Raw genomic sequence first — 14764 nt, 5'->3', positions numbered from 1 at the left:
AAATAAAGACTGAGTCATTCATAATTAGATATGCCTCAGCCTTTAAATTTAAACTATTTTATTGATTACGCTTTTCCATGACAATTTTTATATTTTTTACCACTACCACATGGGCATGGATCATTTCTACCTACCTGATCACCTTTTACAATCGGTTGTGGCTTTGCTTTTTCTTTGCCATCTTCAGCAGTTACATGTTTTGCTTCACCAAAGCTTTTAGATTTTTCACGTTCTACATCATCTTCAAACTGAACCACTGATTTCAAGATATACTTACATGTATCTTCCTCGATATTTTGCATCATGATATCAAATAATTCATGACCTTCATTTTGATAATCACGAAGTGGGTTTTGTTGTGCATATGAACGTAAATGAATACCTTGACGCAATTGATCCATCGTATCAATATGATCAGTCCAATGTGTATCAATTGAACGTAATAAAATCATCCGCTCAAATTCACTCATTTGGTCTCCTAATGTTTCTTGTTGCTGTGCATACGCTTTTTCAATTTTAGACCACACAATTTCAAAAATATCTTCTGAATCTTTACCTTTAATTTCTGTATCTTGAAGATCTCCTTCTTGCAAGAACACATCATTAACGTAATTAATAAATGGCGTATAGTCCGGATTATCGTCTTCTTCATTAATAAAATGATTAATCGCACGTTGCAATGTAGAACGTAACATCGCGTTAACGACTTGAGAACTGTCTTCACTATCAATGATTTCATTACGCTCATTATAAATAATTTCACGTTGCTTACGTAAAACTTCATCATATTCTAGAATACGTTTACGCGCATCAAAGTTATTACCTTCTACTCGTTTTTGAGCTGATTCTACAGCACGAGATACCATTTTCGACTCGATTGGCGTCGAATCATCCATTCCTAAACGGTTCATCATTTTCTGTAAGCGTTCTGAACCAAAACGTACCATTAATTCATCTTGTAAAGATAGGTAAAAACGACTATCTCCTCTATCACCTTGGCGTCCTGAACGTCCACGTAATTGATCATCAATACGTCTTGATTCATGACGCTCAGTACCAATAACAGCAAGTCCACCTAACTCTTCAACACCATCACCAAGTTTAATATCTGTTCCACGTCCAGCCATATTTGTGGCAATTGTAACTGCACCTTTTTGCCCAGCGTTTGAAACGATTTCAGCTTCTCGTTCATGATTTTTAGCGTTTAATACGTCATGTCTGACACCACGTTTTTTTAGTAAATTTGAAATATATTCAGAAGTCTCAACAGCAACAGTACCTAGTAAGACGGGTTGCCCTTTTTTATGTTTTTCTACAACATCTTCAACTACCGCATCAAACTTACCTTTTTGACTAATATAAATTAAATCTGAATTATCTTTACGTTGAACAGGTTTGTTAGTTGGAATTTGAGTAACTGTCATATTATAGATATTACGAAATTCTTCCTCTTCGGTTTTCGCTGTACCAGTCATCCCCGCTAACTTATTATACATTCTGAAATAGTTTTGGAAAGTAATGGATGCCATCGTTTTAGACTCATTTTGAATTGCTACGCCTTCTTTAGCTTCAATTGCTTGGTGTAAACCTTCAGAAAAACGACGTCCAGGCATTGTACGTCCAGTAAATTGGTCAACTATTAATACTTCACCGTCAACGACCATGTAATCAACATCGCGTTGCAATGTAACATGAGCTCTTAAAGCTGTATTAATATGACTAATCACTTCCACATTTTGAACATCATAAAGATTATCTACCTTGAACATACGTTCAGCTTTATCTGCACCTTGTTCTGTAAGATGTACAGCTTTGGTTTTTTCGTCATAGTTATAATCATCTTCAGCTTTAAGCATTTTTGCAAAAACATTTGCTTGAGTATATAAAGAAGTAGATTTTTCCGCTTCACCAGAAATAATTAAAGGTGTTCTTGCTTCGTCGATCAATATGGAATCGACCTCATCAATAATTGCAAAATGTAGAGGACGCATTACTCTCTCTTCAGCATAGTTCACCATATTATCTCTAAGATAATCAAACCCAAGTTCATTATTCGTACTATAAGTGATGTCTTGTGCGTAAGCCTCACGTTTTTCTTCTGTTGACTTACTATTTAAGTTCAAACCTACAGTTAAGCCAAGATAGTTATATAGTTCAGCCATTTCTTCACTTTGTGAACTTGATAAATATTCATTGACTGTAATAACATGTACACCTCTACCGGCTAAAGCATTCAAATACGTCGGCATGGTTGCAGTCAATGTTTTCCCTTCACCTGTTCTCATTTCCGCAATATCACCTTTATGTATAGCAATACCACCCATTACTTGTACTTTATAAGGAATCATATTAAATACTCTCTTTGACCCCTCACGTACAAGTGCATAAGCTTCAGGTAAAATTTTATCTAAATAATCATTTTGTTTTTTTACATCTTCAATTTCTGCTAACTCTTTTTGAAAAGATTTTGTTTTTTCACGTATTTCTTCATCGGTTAATATCGCAGTATCTTCCTCTAAAGCAAGTACTTTATCTGCTAACTTACCTAATCTTTTAATTTCTTTTTTATTGCCGTCAACAATTTTCGATAAAAATCCCATTGCACGCGTCGCTCCTTTAACTAAAAACTGTTTGGCTTACAACAATTTATCTTATCATTTATATCGCTAAATTTATACTTATATACTCATGAAGTAATGCGTGTTAACTCAATATTTCACAACACTTCACTTTGATTCAACTAGCAACAGCCTCTTTTCTATAGACAATCATTTATATTGTAAAATGTCTATAGACACTTCAATTAACAATAATTTTATTTTAACACGTTGCAATCATTTTTTTCTCGCAATCAAACACGTTTTTAAAAAATAATGTAACGCAATACCATTAACTAATATAGGAATTTAAAATCAAAGTTTAAATATAAATCGTCAAATCACACTAGCATATTTGTAAGCATACTGTCTATTAATTACTCATTTAGGTTGTGAATTCAAAATTTAAACACACAAAATAAGCTGAGACACTTATTAAGAATACGAACTCCAAAGCTTGATTAATGTCATATCTACTTTGAAGTGAACATATCAAAACAATGCCCCAGCCTATGTTTATTAACTTCTATATTTGTAGTCAAGCAAACTAAGAATACATATGTGTATTGGTAACCCTGATTCTATTAATCATTATTACCTTATTCAATAAACTGATAAGAATTCTTAATTCAACTTTGGCAATATTATAGTTTATAATATACAAGTCAATTTATTCAGTTGTTTCAATCAGACCGTATTTGCCATCTTTTCGTCTATAAACAATGCTCGTACCATCAGTTTCTCTATCGGTAAAAATAAAGAAATCATGTCCCAATAAATTCATTTGCAATACTGCTTCCTCAGAATCCATTGGTTTTAAGCTGAATTGTTTAGAACGAATAATTTCAATATCATTTTCACTTTCTATATCATCTGCTTGATTGTTTGCTGTAGACTCTTGTACTTCAGCAACAAAGATATCTTGATCTCCACGATCTCTATGTTTACGATTTACACGAGTTTTGTATTTACGTACTTGTCTTTCCAATTTGTTAGTAATTAAATCAATACCTGCATATAAATCATCATGTCTTTCTTCAGCTCTAAGAGTGACATCTTTTAAAGGAATTGTAACTTCAATTTTAGTTGTAGAATTAGAATAAGTTTTAACTCTAACATGTGCTACAGCATTTGGCACATTGTTAAAATATCTTTCTAATTTACCTACTTTCTCCTCAATATAGTTGCGAATTGCATCTGTGATAGTGAGGTTATCTCCATGAATTTCAAATCTAATCATAGTAATCTCTCCTTAAACCTCTATATTGATACTTCTTACCTATATTTTACCATGTTTATGTTATCGTGCAAACGCAAACACTTTGAATTTTCTGACTTTTTTATCATATAATTTACACCCCGCGTGATGAATCGTTAACCCTGTTGTATAAATATCATCTATGAGTAGTATTACTTTCCCTTCGATATTTATCTCTTCATCTTTTATATAAAATGGATTAGAGGCTTTTGAACGTTCAACCTTTCCTAACTTTGACTGCTTAGGACGTATATGTGTACCTAATACATCTTGATATGAGATGCCCATTTTATCTAAGACGGTGGTCACCGGATTAAATGTACGTTCAATGTCGCGTTCAATTGGAGAAGGAATTGGAACTATATAATCATATTGCGTTTGAGGTAAAACTAATCTTCTTGCCAATACTTCTGCTAAATAGAAGTCTCGCATAATCTTATATTGGTGTATGATTTCTTTCATCACACCATCATAACTATAATCACAAAACAATTGTTCCATTAAATAAAATGTTTTACTTAAAAATTGACAGTCATGACATTCGCCATCAGTAGAGATTTTGTTATTAAGACACTTAGGACACCTACCATCTTTATGAATTTTGGAGTTAAGCCATAATGTTTCACATCTTTCACAAAATATCTGAGGTGGTTTAAATAAGTTATAAATATGAATGGTCTCTTGAATAGTTTGATTGCACTGAATACATTTACGCATCAACCCATCCCCTTTTAATTGCCAACCGATTCATTGAAATAATGTTTCTTTTAGCTAAAACCATTGATAATGTAACACCTTCATGAAGAAATAAAACTAAGCCACTTGGAGACTGCTGTTTACGTCCTACGCGACCAGCAATTTGAATTAAAGCCTCTTGTTGAAAACTTCCTGCATCAACTACAACGACATCTAAGTGTGTCATGGTGAATCCTCTTTCTAAAATAGTTGTAGTGAATACAATTTTGTGTTGTCCTCGTCTTAAATCTTCAATTTTTTCAAATCGTAAATCATCTTCACTGTGAACGTAAATCAAATCAGCGATGTCCATTTTATACTGTTGATACGTTTTATTCATTATCTCTATATTATTAAAAAAGACCAAAGTAAACCGTTGTTGGTTAATTTGATTTCTAAATAAATTAAGTAATAAATTTTGTTTTCGTGTTGATTTTAATTTGAAATATTTGAACTTAGGAATAGGTAGAGGGTGTCGGTGAAAACGGGCTGGTAACTTAATTACTTCTTCTGAGGGGAATTGTTTTAAAAAATGACGCGGTGGTGTGGCCGTCATGAAAATATGTGAATGATTCAACTTTGAAGCAAGTTGTATTGCATTTGATAATTGTGGATCCATAGACAACGGAAAAGCATCTACCTCATCGACAAATACAATATCAAAATGCTGTTTAAACCTCAATAATTGATGGATACTAGCAATAACAAAATGACCATTATATTGCTGTCTACTGGATTGATGTAGCACATCTATACGTTCATCGATAAAAGCATCTTTAATTCGATGACTTATCTCAATAATAACGTCTACACGAGGTGATACGATAGCAATATTATGTCCCATTTGACGAGCTATCCTAATCCCCTCAAACATCATTTCAGTTTTCCCTGCTCCTGTGACGGCATATAACAAGAGATCATTATTATTTTTTATAGCTTGAACGATAGCTTCTGAAGCGTACTGCTGTTGCTTTGATAATTCAAAGGGTAACTGATAATTCGCTTTTGTTGCTTTTTGAAAACTTTTTACGATACATATATCTGTAATACTATCCATTCTGCTTAGTTGAATGCATCGTCTACAGTATGTGATTGTTTTATCCAATATCGTTGAATTGTAAGTCACAAAATATTGCAAAGAAGTGTTTCCACATTGAATACAATACCAACGCTCACTGTCTTTTATAACACCTTTTGAAACTTGAGATGCTAATTCATCTTCAAGTTGATGCGTTGGAGAAATCAGTCTGCCGTAATATTTAATTTTATTTCACTACTTTCAAAAAAGTCTGAAATACTCAAATAAGCGAACACAAGTGATATCTAATGATATTACCACTGTGTTCTTTCCTATCAAGCTTTCAGACTTTTGATTATATATTAATTAATGTCTATTCTTCTTGGGAAGTAACCCAATCCTAAACCGCCTGATCCTAAATGTGATGCTATCACTGGTCCAAATTCACAATACTGAATATGAACATTAGGATGATCTTCCTTTAATTGCTGAAGAAATGACTTTCCATCTTCTGTTTTATCACCGTTTATTACAAATACAGTCACATCTTCCAAGCCTTCTATTTCTTTAAAAATGTTTGTTTCTAAAGATTTTAGCGCACGTTTTTTTGTACGTACTTTTTCGTGTGGATGTATTTTACCATCTTCTTCAAAATGCAAGACAGGTTTCATTTTCAACAATGTACCTACCCAAGCTTGAGCTCCAGTGATACGACCACTTTTTTGTAAATTTTTTAAATCATCAACAATTAAGTATGCACCAATATGTTGTCTTATTTCAGTTAGTTCATTAATAATATCATCAGGTTTATATCCCTTTTGTACCAATTGAGCAGCGTAAATTGCAAAGCTACCTTCAATCATCGCAGCAAGACGGCTATCAAACGTATGTACTTGAATATCTTCAACCATTTCACCAGCTTGTGTTGCTGAAGGATAGCTTCCGCTTATACCACTTGATAAGTTAATCACGATGACATCAGTGTATCCTTGTTCTCTTAATCTTTCAAAATTCTCAATCCAATCGCCAATAGCAGGTTGGCTTGTTGTTGGTATAGTTTTAGATGAAGCCATTTTTTTATAAAAATCATCTACAGAAAAATCATCACTCTCAGTGAAATTCACTCCATCATCGAAAGTTACACTTAGTGAAGCGACTGGTATGTTATATTGATCTATTATATGTTGTGGTAAATAACTTGTAGAATCGGTCATAACTGCAATCTTCATCTTAATACTTATCCTCCTCAATTATACTCATAGTTATGATACAATAATTTTTTAAAAAAGAAAATATCATCGTAATAATTTAGAACCTATCTTGTTACGTGTATAATATTGTTAGAAAACTGAATTGTAGGTGGCAAAAATAAGATGGATAAATCCATAATTACTATTAAACAAGCACATTCAATTGAAAATGTGATAAGTAAATCACGCTTTATAGCATATATTAAGCCTGTTTCGACTGAAAATGAAGCAAAAGCTTTTATAGATGAAATTAAAATAAAGCATAAAGATGCAACTCATAATTGCTCAGCCTATACTGTCGGACCGGAGATGAATATTCAAAAAGCAAACGACGATGGCGAACCAAGTGGAACAGCCGGCATCCCAATGCTTGAGATACTGAAAAAATTAGAGATACACAATGTTTGCGTCGTCGTGACACGCTACTTCGGTGGTATCAAATTAGGTGCAGGCGGTCTTATTAGGGCATATAGTGGCGCCGTGCGTGACGTGATATATGATATGGGTAGAGTCGAATTAAGAGAAGCTATTCCAGTAACCGTTACGTTAGATTATGATCAGACAGGAAAATTTGAATATGAACTTGCCTCTACCACATTCTTATTAAGAGAACAATTTTATACCGATAAAGTAAGTTATCAAATTGACGTAGTAAAAAATGAATATGATACTTTTATAGACTTTTTAAATCGAATTACTTCCGGAAATTATGATTTGAAACAAGAAGACATTAAACTATTACCTTTTGATATTGAAACCAATTAAATAAAAAACACTATGTAAGTTAAAGCAACGCGTGCTTATGACCTACATAGTGTTTTTTATTATGAACGATGATGTTCATCATAATGATGTGGCTTGCCATTCCCTTTTTTTGTAATTAAATTTAATATTGGTCGATAATTATCATCTATTAATCCAGTAAATTCAACGATCAACTCAATCGTAAAGACAATGAGAATGAACATCATAAGTGCACCCAAAGGTTGGGACAAATAGAGGATAACACTAGATAAACTAAACATAATCGCTATTGAATAAATAAGTAAAACGGTTTGTCTATGGGTATATCCTAAAGCAAGTAATTTATGATGTAAATGTGACTTGTCTGCTTGCATTATATGTTGTCCTTTTTTCATTCGACGAATCATTGCAAACAATGTATCAATAAATGGCACTGCTAATATAACAATAGGAAAGAATAAAGCAATAAATGTGATGTTTTTAAAGCCGAGTAATGATAAGAAACCGATAATAAATCCTATCATTAATGCGCCACTATCACCTAGGAAAATTTTCGCTGGGTGAAAGTTATAAAACAAGAAACCAAGTAAAGACCCTAAAAGTACACAACAAATCATGATAATAAATATGTTCGCTTGTAAAATAGCGATGAATCCAATAGTCATTAATGCCAATGCTGAGACGCCTGAGGCAAGTCCATCAAGTCCGTCGATAAGATTAATAGCATTGGTAATTGCTACAATCCATATTACTGTAATAGGAATACTAAATATGCCAAAATGAATCGTTGGTCCAATTGGCAATGAAATAAAGTCTATTGTAATTCCATAAAACGTAACAATTAAAGCTGCAACAATTTGACCTGCTAACTTTAAATAAGGTCTTAGATCGTAAATATCATCAATCAATCCAACCATATACATTGTAATTGCACCTAATATAAGCGGTTTAACCTCACGTTCAATAGGGTGTCCGAGCCAAATCCCTATTAAGAAAGAAAATAAAATGACCGTTCCTCCCATCACTGAGATAGGTTTCGTATGTACTTTTCTGAAATTAGGACGATCTACTAAATCTAATTTTTTTGATATTACAATAATAATGGGTGTAATTATTAAACTGACTATCATAGTAAAAGCTATAAGTAATAGTGTATACATCAGTTCACCTTCATTGAATAAGTTGTACCTCACGCTATGTAAAATTTGTTATCTATCATTTTTAATGCAATATTTATATGCGCAAATATTTATCAACCATAAATGTCGTTTTCATTGAACTAAAATCATAAATATCCATGTTACATAGCTATTGTCTAAATTACAAAGATTAACCTTTACATTATCTTTGTATTGTCTATACATTTTTTTAATCATACCATTTAAGTGCTTATTTTAACATTAAATACCATTGTTTGTGTGTAATTTCTGTTGCTAGATGATGACAAATTGTAAGTTTTCACTTACAATAGCTAATGGTTAAAAAAGGAGTCGGTATGGAAATGTTTGAAGCTATCATATATAACATATCTGTCATGGTGGCAGGAATATATTTATTTCATAGGTTACAATATTCTGAAAATAAAAGAATGATTTTTTCTAAAGAATATGTAACAGTACTAATGACATTCGTTTCTTTACTTTTAGCGGCATACCCTATCCCGTTTCAGAACGAATACCTTGTTCATTTAACATTTGTACCTCTTTTGTTTTTAGGACGTTATACCAACATGATATATACACTCACGGCTGCTTTTATCGTATCTTTAGTCGATGTATTTATCTTTGGAAACTCAATTATTTATGGTATTACATTAATCGTTATTGCAGGTATTGTCAGTGCAGTTGGACCATTTTTAAAGCAAAACGATATCATTTCTTTACTTATTTTAAATTTGATTAGCATTGTCATTTTGTTATTTTTAGCATTATTAAGTCCTATTTATGAACTCGTAGAGATTTTAGTGCTTATCCCTATTTCATTTATTATTACAATTGCTTCAGCAATAACATTCGTTGATATATGGCACTTTTTCTCTTTAGTCAATCGTTATGAAAATGAAGATAAATACGATTATCTTACAGGTCTAGGTAATGTAAAAGAATTTGATAGACACTTAAATGAGGTCTCAAGTAAAGCTGAAGAAAAGAAACAAAGTTTAGCCTTACTTCTCATTGATATCGATGGCTTTAAAGATGTAAACGATCATTATTCACACCAATCAGGAGATGCTGTTCTCAAACAAATGTCTCAACTATTAAAAAACTATGTTCCAAACCAGTTCAAAATCTTTAGAAACGGTGGCGAAGAATTTTCTGTTGTAATCAGAGATTACACACTAGATCAAAGCGTGAAATTAGCAGAAAATATTCGAAGCGGTGTTGAAAAATCTTCTTTCCACCTACCAAACAAAGAAGTAATCAAGCTATCAGTTTCAATTGGTGTTGGATACTTAACTCAAGATGATCGTAAATCTCAACGTAAAGTATTTAAAGATGCTGATGATATGGTACATGTGGCTAAAAGTGAAGGAAGAAATAAAGTCATGTTTAATCCTATTGTCAAATTATAATCAATCTAAATGCTATGTTAACTGCTACGTAAAAAAATCATTAAAGCGTATACAGTTATGCATAGCATTTTTTTACTATTTTTAATTAGTATTGAAAATGTTATTAAAATCAAGCTCTCTATTGAAACTTAAGTCTTCAAGTTGTAAACTTCAATTGTTCATAAAAATATTAAATAGCTTCGGAGGTGATGAGATATGTCAGATTCAATCACTATCATTGATGAAAATAAAGTGATTGATGTAGTCTTAATTGCTGGGCGAATCTTACTTGAAGCAGGCGCTGAAACATATCGAATTGAGGATACAATGAATCGTATTGCCCATAGTTATGGTTTACATGATACATACAGTTTTGTGACATCAACTGCAATTATTTTCTCATTAAATGATCGTACTAGTACGAGATTGATTCGTATTCGCGAGCGTACAACCGACCTTGAGAAAATTGCTTTAACCAATAGCCTATCTCGTAAAATTTCGAGTAAGCAACTTACAATTGACGAAGCAAAAAATGAGTTACTGCAACTTAAACGTGCGTCTCTTCAGTTTTCTTTCTTAACAAATCTCATTGCTGCCTTTGTAGCTTGTGGTTTTTTCTTATTCATGTTTGGTGGCGTAGCTTCCGACGCTTGGATTGCATGTCTAGCGGGTGGCATAGCTTTTTTAACGTTTAGTTTCGTGCAAAAGTATATACAAATTAAATTCTTTTCAGAGTTTGTGGCATCTGCTGTTGTTATTAGCATTGCAGCAATATTCACTAAACTAGGTATAGCTAAAAATCAAGACATTATTACTATTGCAAGTGTCATGCCTCTCGTTCCTGGTATTTTGATTACTAACGCTATACGTGACTTACTTGCCGGAGAGTTACTTGCTGGTATGTCACGTGGTGTTGAAGCTGCTTTAACTGCATTTGCTATTGGTGCAGGTGTAGCTATTGTATTACTATTATTATAAGAAAGGCTGTTAGTTATGTTTATTTATCTGTTTCACTTTATCATTAGTTTCATTGCCACAGTCCTTTTTTCAATTATATTTAATGCACCTAAAAAATTACTGTTAGCTTGTGGATTTGTTGGAGCTGTTGCTTGGACAATATATCAGATGACAGTAGGTATGGATTTAGGTAAAGTTGGCGCTTCATTTTTAGGAAGTCTAATATTAGGATTAATGAGTCATACAATGAGTAGACGGTACAAGCAACCTGTTATTATATTTATCGTCCCCGGCATTATACCTCTCGTTCCAGGTGGCGCAGCATATGAAGCTACAAGATTTTTAGTATCAAATGATTATACGAATGCAGTTAATACTTTTTTAGAGGTAACACTCATTTCTGGTGCAATTGCATTCGGTATACTTGTATCTGAAATCGTCTATTACATTTATTCACGCATCAAGCAATCTTATGGTAAAATCAAGGGTAAAACTTATAAAAAATCCTATAATATGAATAATAGAGTATAAATCTAAGGGGATGAACTCGTATGAAGAAACAAATTATCGAAAGATTAACGAGATATGTAAAAATTGATACACAATCTAATCCTGATTCCAAGACTACGCCATCTACGAATAAACAGTGGGATTTATTAAATCTATTGGAAGAAGAGCTTCAATCATTAGGGCTTAAAACAGACATGGATGAACATGGTTACTTATTTGCTACACTCGAAAGCAATATTAATTATAATGTACCTACTGTCGGTTTTTTAGCACATGTAGACACTTCACCAGATTTCAATGCTTCTCATGTAAATCCGCATATCATTGAAGCCTATAATGGGCAACCTATCAAACTTGGTGAATCTCAGCGTATCTTAGATCCTGATGTTTTTCCTGAATTAAATAAAGTTGTGGGGCATACACTAATGGTGACAGATGGTACATCTCTACTAGGCGCCGATGATAAAGCAGGTGTTGTGGAAATAATGGAAGGGATAAAGTATTTAATTGATCATCCTGAAATTAAACACGGTACAATTCGAGTAGGCTTTACACCTGATGAAGAAATTGGACGAGGCCCGCATCAATTTGATGTTAGTCGATTTAATGCAGATTTTGCATATACAATGGATGGCAGTCAATTAGGAGAACTACAATTCGAAAGTTTCAATGCAGCAGAAGTAACTGTCACTTGTCACGGTGTTAACGTTCATCCAGGTTCAGCTAAAAATGCCATGGTTAATGCAATTAGTTTAGGTCAACAGTTTAATAGTTTACTTCCTTCACATGAAGTACCTGAAAGAACTGAAGGATACGAAGGGTTCTATCATTTAATGAATTTTACAGGTAATGTTGAAAAAGCAACTCTACAATATATTATTCGCGACCATGATAAAGAGCAGTTTGAGCTACGTAAAAAACGCATGATGGAAATTCGTGATGATATTAATGTTCATTATAATCATTTTCCAATTAAAGTAGATGTACATGACCAATATTTTAACATGGCCGAAAAAATTAAACCTTTGAAACACATCATAGATATACCTAAACGTGTCTTTGACGCTTTAGACATCGTACCTAACACTGAACCTATTCGAGGCGGTACAGATGGATCACAATTATCTTTTATGGGGTTACCTACACCTAATATTTTTACGGGGTGTGGCAATTTCCACGGTCCTTTTGAATACGCTTCTATCGATGTAATGGAAAAAGCTGTTCATGTTGTCGTTGGTATTGCTCAAGAAGTAGCAAACAGCCATCAATCTTATAAATAACATAGAAAGCCATTGTCAGTATGTAGCTCTAAAACTATTTTTACTGTCAATGGCTTTTAAATTAAATGTGTATAAAAACTTTTTCTAATATTAGGATGAAAGCGGTAAGTTTATTTGCGTTTTCAATAATTTTAGTGCTTGTACTGTGTAATGTCTGATTTGAATACCCATCTTAAAATCTGTATATGAATCAGGCATATCAATAAATGTATTAAACATTGCTGTAACATTCAACGATTCAAACAAATCAAATTTATCATTTGTAGCACAAATTGCAATAGCTGGCTTGTTGTATTGTTGGGTAAGTTCTGCTATACGTATTGTTGTAGTCTCTAGAATTTGATCTTCTTCTTTCAAACCTTCTCCGAAAATAATAAGATCTGCCTGTTGAATTAAGTTTTCTAAATGTGTGATTTGATTCACTAATTCATGGCTTGTTAAAATCTCAGCTTGATAGAGACTATTTAATACAGCTGCTATACCACCTCCAGCACCACCGCGCTCGATTGGTCCCATTGCTATTTTCAATTCATTCTTAAATAATTCACTAAAATACCAAATTAAATTATCTATCTCGGCTGCTTCATTTTGAGACAAATCTAATGATTCGTATGTTTGCATGATTTCACTTTTTTTCCCATACAACCGACTTGAGAAATCTGACATTAATTGAATGTTTACCTTCGCTAATTGTGGATGAACACCTGATAAATCAATACGTCTAATATATTTTATTAAATCTGCACCTTTCCTCATATCGACAATTTGTGCTTCATCATCATAAAATCTTGCACCCAATGCTTGCAACATGCCTGCACCGCCATCAAAACTTCCTATTCCACCTAAAGAGATAACAAGATGTTCTGTATGATTGTCCAATGCTGCTTTTATAACCTCTCCCAAACCGTAACTTGATCGATGTTGAATAGGTTTTTTGCCATTTAAAAATAAGTGCCCTTCGATAATAGTCATACCACTATCCGTTTGTCCATATATTGCTTCGGTTTCTTTCATGTCAGCATCATGCGCACTCACACGATATTTATTTCCTGATTGCCAAAGAAAGACTGAATCTAATAATTCGTGACGACCGTTAAATAGTGGAACTTGAACGATATCTGCATCTTCAATTTGACTTGCTACCGCTTCTTCAACATATCTATTAGCTTGGTAACTAGAAATAATTTCATTAAATTCGTCCATGGCTACTAAAACTTTCATTGTCTTAACCACCTTATTTTTCTCTTTTCCAAAAATTATTTTAAACATACTAAAGGATGTATGAGAATAATCTATAAATCTAAGTAACAATGATTTGACATTAAAGGAATAACATATCTTCTGCATGTTCTTTATTATGTCCATTAATTATACTTATTATCACATTATACATAACTATTTTAAAATTTTCATAACATAAGAATAGCTTGCCTGTATCTGTCTAACATTGACATTTGAGGCAAGCTACTTCATCATTTCATTCTTTTCTAATTATTCCTCAGCTTGAGCAAGTTGAGAAACGTTAATATCATCGTGATCTGCATTCCACTTCATTTCACCATCTACAAAATAAAAAGCTTGTGGTGATTCGTGTTTTACGTTTGTTTTCTCTGCGATATAATCACATAGTTTACGCTCTTGTTGAACGATTAGATAATAACCATCTATGTCTCTTTCATATAAAAACTTATTAAATTGATCATACGCATTTGCAGAAATTGGACAAGTTTCACTGTGTTTTAATACAAAAACATATTTATTTTCTTCTAATACTTGTTCAAACTGGTCAATTGAACTCAGCTTAATAGCCATTCTATTCACCTCTAAAAATATTTATCACTTCATACTAAGCATATGCGTGAAA

Annotated in this window: 13 protein-coding genes; 5 read left to right on the top strand and 8 right to left on the bottom strand. The window is 32.8% G+C overall.

Features of this window, described 5'->3' with window-relative positions; all coding sequences use genetic code 11:
- Nucleotides 1-65: 65 nt before the first annotated feature.
- The 5 genes from secA to fakB1 form a co-directional block, all read right to left on the bottom strand.
- On the bottom strand, nucleotides 66-2600 hold the full coding sequence (secA, locus tag ACVBFA_RS04300) for a preprotein translocase subunit SecA (RefSeq protein WP_002476191.1): 2535 nt from the start codon (nucleotides 2598-2600) through the stop codon (nucleotides 66-68).
- A 667-nt stretch (nucleotides 2601-3267) separates the two neighbouring features.
- Complete coding sequence (gene hpf / locus ACVBFA_RS04295; RefSeq protein WP_002445942.1) at nucleotides 3268-3837, bottom strand: ribosome hibernation-promoting factor, HPF/YfiA family; 570 nt, start codon at nucleotides 3835-3837, stop codon at nucleotides 3268-3270.
- A gap of 60 nt (nucleotides 3838-3897) precedes the next feature.
- Nucleotides 3898-4572 carry a ComF family protein gene (locus ACVBFA_RS04290; RefSeq protein ID WP_002486656.1) on the bottom strand — a complete coding sequence of 225 codons (675 nt, stop codon included), beginning with the start codon at nucleotides 4570-4572 and terminating at the stop codon, nucleotides 3898-3900.
- Entirely contained in the window at nucleotides 4565-5647 is a 1083-nt protein-coding gene (locus ACVBFA_RS04285) for a DEAD/DEAH box helicase family protein (RefSeq protein WP_126122505.1), read from the bottom strand. Before ACVBFA_RS04285 ends, ACVBFA_RS04290 begins: the two co-directional genes overlap by 8 nt.
- Before the next feature lie 323 nt (nucleotides 5648-5970).
- Entirely contained in the window at nucleotides 5971-6837 is an 867-nt protein-coding gene (fakB1, locus tag ACVBFA_RS04280) for a fatty acid kinase binding subunit FakB1 (protein ID WP_002445939.1), read from the bottom strand.
- 144 nt (nucleotides 6838-6981) lie between these two features.
- On the opposite strand from fakB1, the gene ACVBFA_RS04275 reads away from it, so the two are divergent.
- Complete coding sequence (locus ACVBFA_RS04275) at nucleotides 6982-7623, top strand: YigZ family protein (RefSeq protein WP_002445938.1); 642 nt, start codon at nucleotides 6982-6984, stop codon at nucleotides 7621-7623.
- Nucleotides 7624-7682: 59 nt separating this feature from the next.
- On the opposite strand, the gene ACVBFA_RS04270 is transcribed toward ACVBFA_RS04275, so the two are convergent.
- Nucleotides 7683-8762 (bottom strand): glycosyltransferase family 4 protein, encoded by a 1080-nt coding sequence (locus ACVBFA_RS04270; protein WP_002457593.1) that lies wholly within the window; start codon nucleotides 8760-8762, stop codon nucleotides 7683-7685.
- A 341-nt stretch (nucleotides 8763-9103) separates the two neighbouring features.
- On the opposite strand from ACVBFA_RS04270, the gene gdpS reads away from it, so the two are divergent.
- From gdpS to pepT, 4 genes are all read left to right on the top strand, one after another.
- Nucleotides 9104-10174 carry a GGDEF domain-containing protein GdpS gene (gene gdpS / locus ACVBFA_RS04265; RefSeq protein WP_002457594.1) on the top strand — a complete coding sequence of 357 codons (1071 nt, stop codon included), beginning with the start codon at nucleotides 9104-9106 and terminating at the stop codon, nucleotides 10172-10174.
- A 195-nt stretch (nucleotides 10175-10369) separates the two neighbouring features.
- Nucleotides 10370-11131, top strand: coding sequence for a threonine/serine exporter family protein (locus ACVBFA_RS04260; protein WP_002445935.1), 762 nt, complete (start codon nucleotides 10370-10372; stop codon nucleotides 11129-11131).
- 15 nt (nucleotides 11132-11146) lie between these two features.
- Nucleotides 11147-11641 carry a threonine/serine exporter family protein gene (locus tag ACVBFA_RS04255; RefSeq protein WP_001829634.1) on the top strand — a complete coding sequence of 165 codons (495 nt, stop codon included), beginning with the start codon at nucleotides 11147-11149 and terminating at the stop codon, nucleotides 11639-11641.
- Nucleotides 11642-11661: 20 nt separating this feature from the next.
- Nucleotides 11662-12900, top strand: a complete 1239-nt coding sequence (gene pepT / locus ACVBFA_RS04250; protein ID WP_002499906.1) for a peptidase T — start codon at nucleotides 11662-11664, stop codon at nucleotides 12898-12900.
- A 90-nt stretch (nucleotides 12901-12990) separates the two neighbouring features.
- On the opposite strand, the gene ACVBFA_RS04245 is transcribed toward pepT, so the two are convergent.
- A complete protein-coding gene (locus ACVBFA_RS04245; RefSeq protein ID WP_002457596.1) occupies nucleotides 12991-14121 on the bottom strand; it encodes a glycerate kinase in 1131 nt (376 codons plus the stop codon).
- A 270-nt stretch (nucleotides 14122-14391) separates the two neighbouring features.
- Nucleotides 14392-14712, bottom strand: a complete 321-nt coding sequence (ytxJ, locus tag ACVBFA_RS04240; RefSeq protein WP_126122504.1) for a bacillithiol system redox-active protein YtxJ — start codon at nucleotides 14710-14712, stop codon at nucleotides 14392-14394.
- Nucleotides 14713-14764 lie beyond the last annotated feature (52 nt).

This window comes from Staphylococcus sp. MSU001, from assembly GCF_052976705.1.
Note: the sequence above shows the minus strand (reverse complement) of the source record. Positions and strands in the feature narration are given on the sequence as shown.

What these genes read in the sequence shown, in the direction of transcription:
- secA (WP_002476191.1), bottom strand. Translation starts at nt 2,600, where the DNA reads ATGGGATTTTTATCGAAAATTGTTGACGGCAATAAAAAAGAAATTAAA.
- hpf (WP_002445942.1), bottom strand. Translation starts at nt 3,837, where the DNA reads ATGATTAGATTTGAAATTCATGGAGATAACCTCACTATCACAGATGCA.
- ACVBFA_RS04290 (WP_002486656.1), bottom strand. Translation starts at nt 4,572, where the DNA reads ATGCGTAAATGTATTCAGTGCAATCAAACTATTCAAGAGACCATTCAT.
- ACVBFA_RS04285 (WP_126122505.1), bottom strand. Translation starts at nt 5,647, where the DNA reads ATGGATAGTATTACAGATATATGTATCGTAAAAAGTTTTCAAAAAGCA.
- fakB1 (WP_002445939.1), bottom strand. Translation starts at nt 6,837, where the DNA reads ATGAAGATTGCAGTTATGACCGATTCTACAAGTTATTTACCACAACAT.
- ACVBFA_RS04275 (WP_002445938.1), top strand. Translation starts at nt 6,982, where the DNA reads ATGGATAAATCCATAATTACTATTAAACAAGCACATTCAATTGAAAAT.
- ACVBFA_RS04270 (WP_002457593.1), bottom strand. Translation starts at nt 8,762, where the DNA reads ATGTATACACTATTACTTATAGCTTTTACTATGATAGTCAGTTTAATA.
- gdpS (WP_002457594.1), top strand. Translation starts at nt 9,104, where the DNA reads ATGTTTGAAGCTATCATATATAACATATCTGTCATGGTGGCAGGAATA.
- ACVBFA_RS04260 (WP_002445935.1), top strand. Translation starts at nt 10,370, where the DNA reads ATGTCAGATTCAATCACTATCATTGATGAAAATAAAGTGATTGATGTA.
- ACVBFA_RS04255 (WP_001829634.1), top strand. Translation starts at nt 11,147, where the DNA reads ATGTTTATTTATCTGTTTCACTTTATCATTAGTTTCATTGCCACAGTC.
- pepT (WP_002499906.1), top strand. Translation starts at nt 11,662, where the DNA reads ATGAAGAAACAAATTATCGAAAGATTAACGAGATATGTAAAAATTGAT.
- ACVBFA_RS04245 (WP_002457596.1), bottom strand. Translation starts at nt 14,121, where the DNA reads ATGAAAGTTTTAGTAGCCATGGACGAATTTAATGAAATTATTTCTAGT.
- ytxJ (WP_126122504.1), bottom strand. Translation starts at nt 14,712, where the DNA reads ATGGCTATTAAGCTGAGTTCAATTGACCAGTTTGAACAAGTATTAGAA.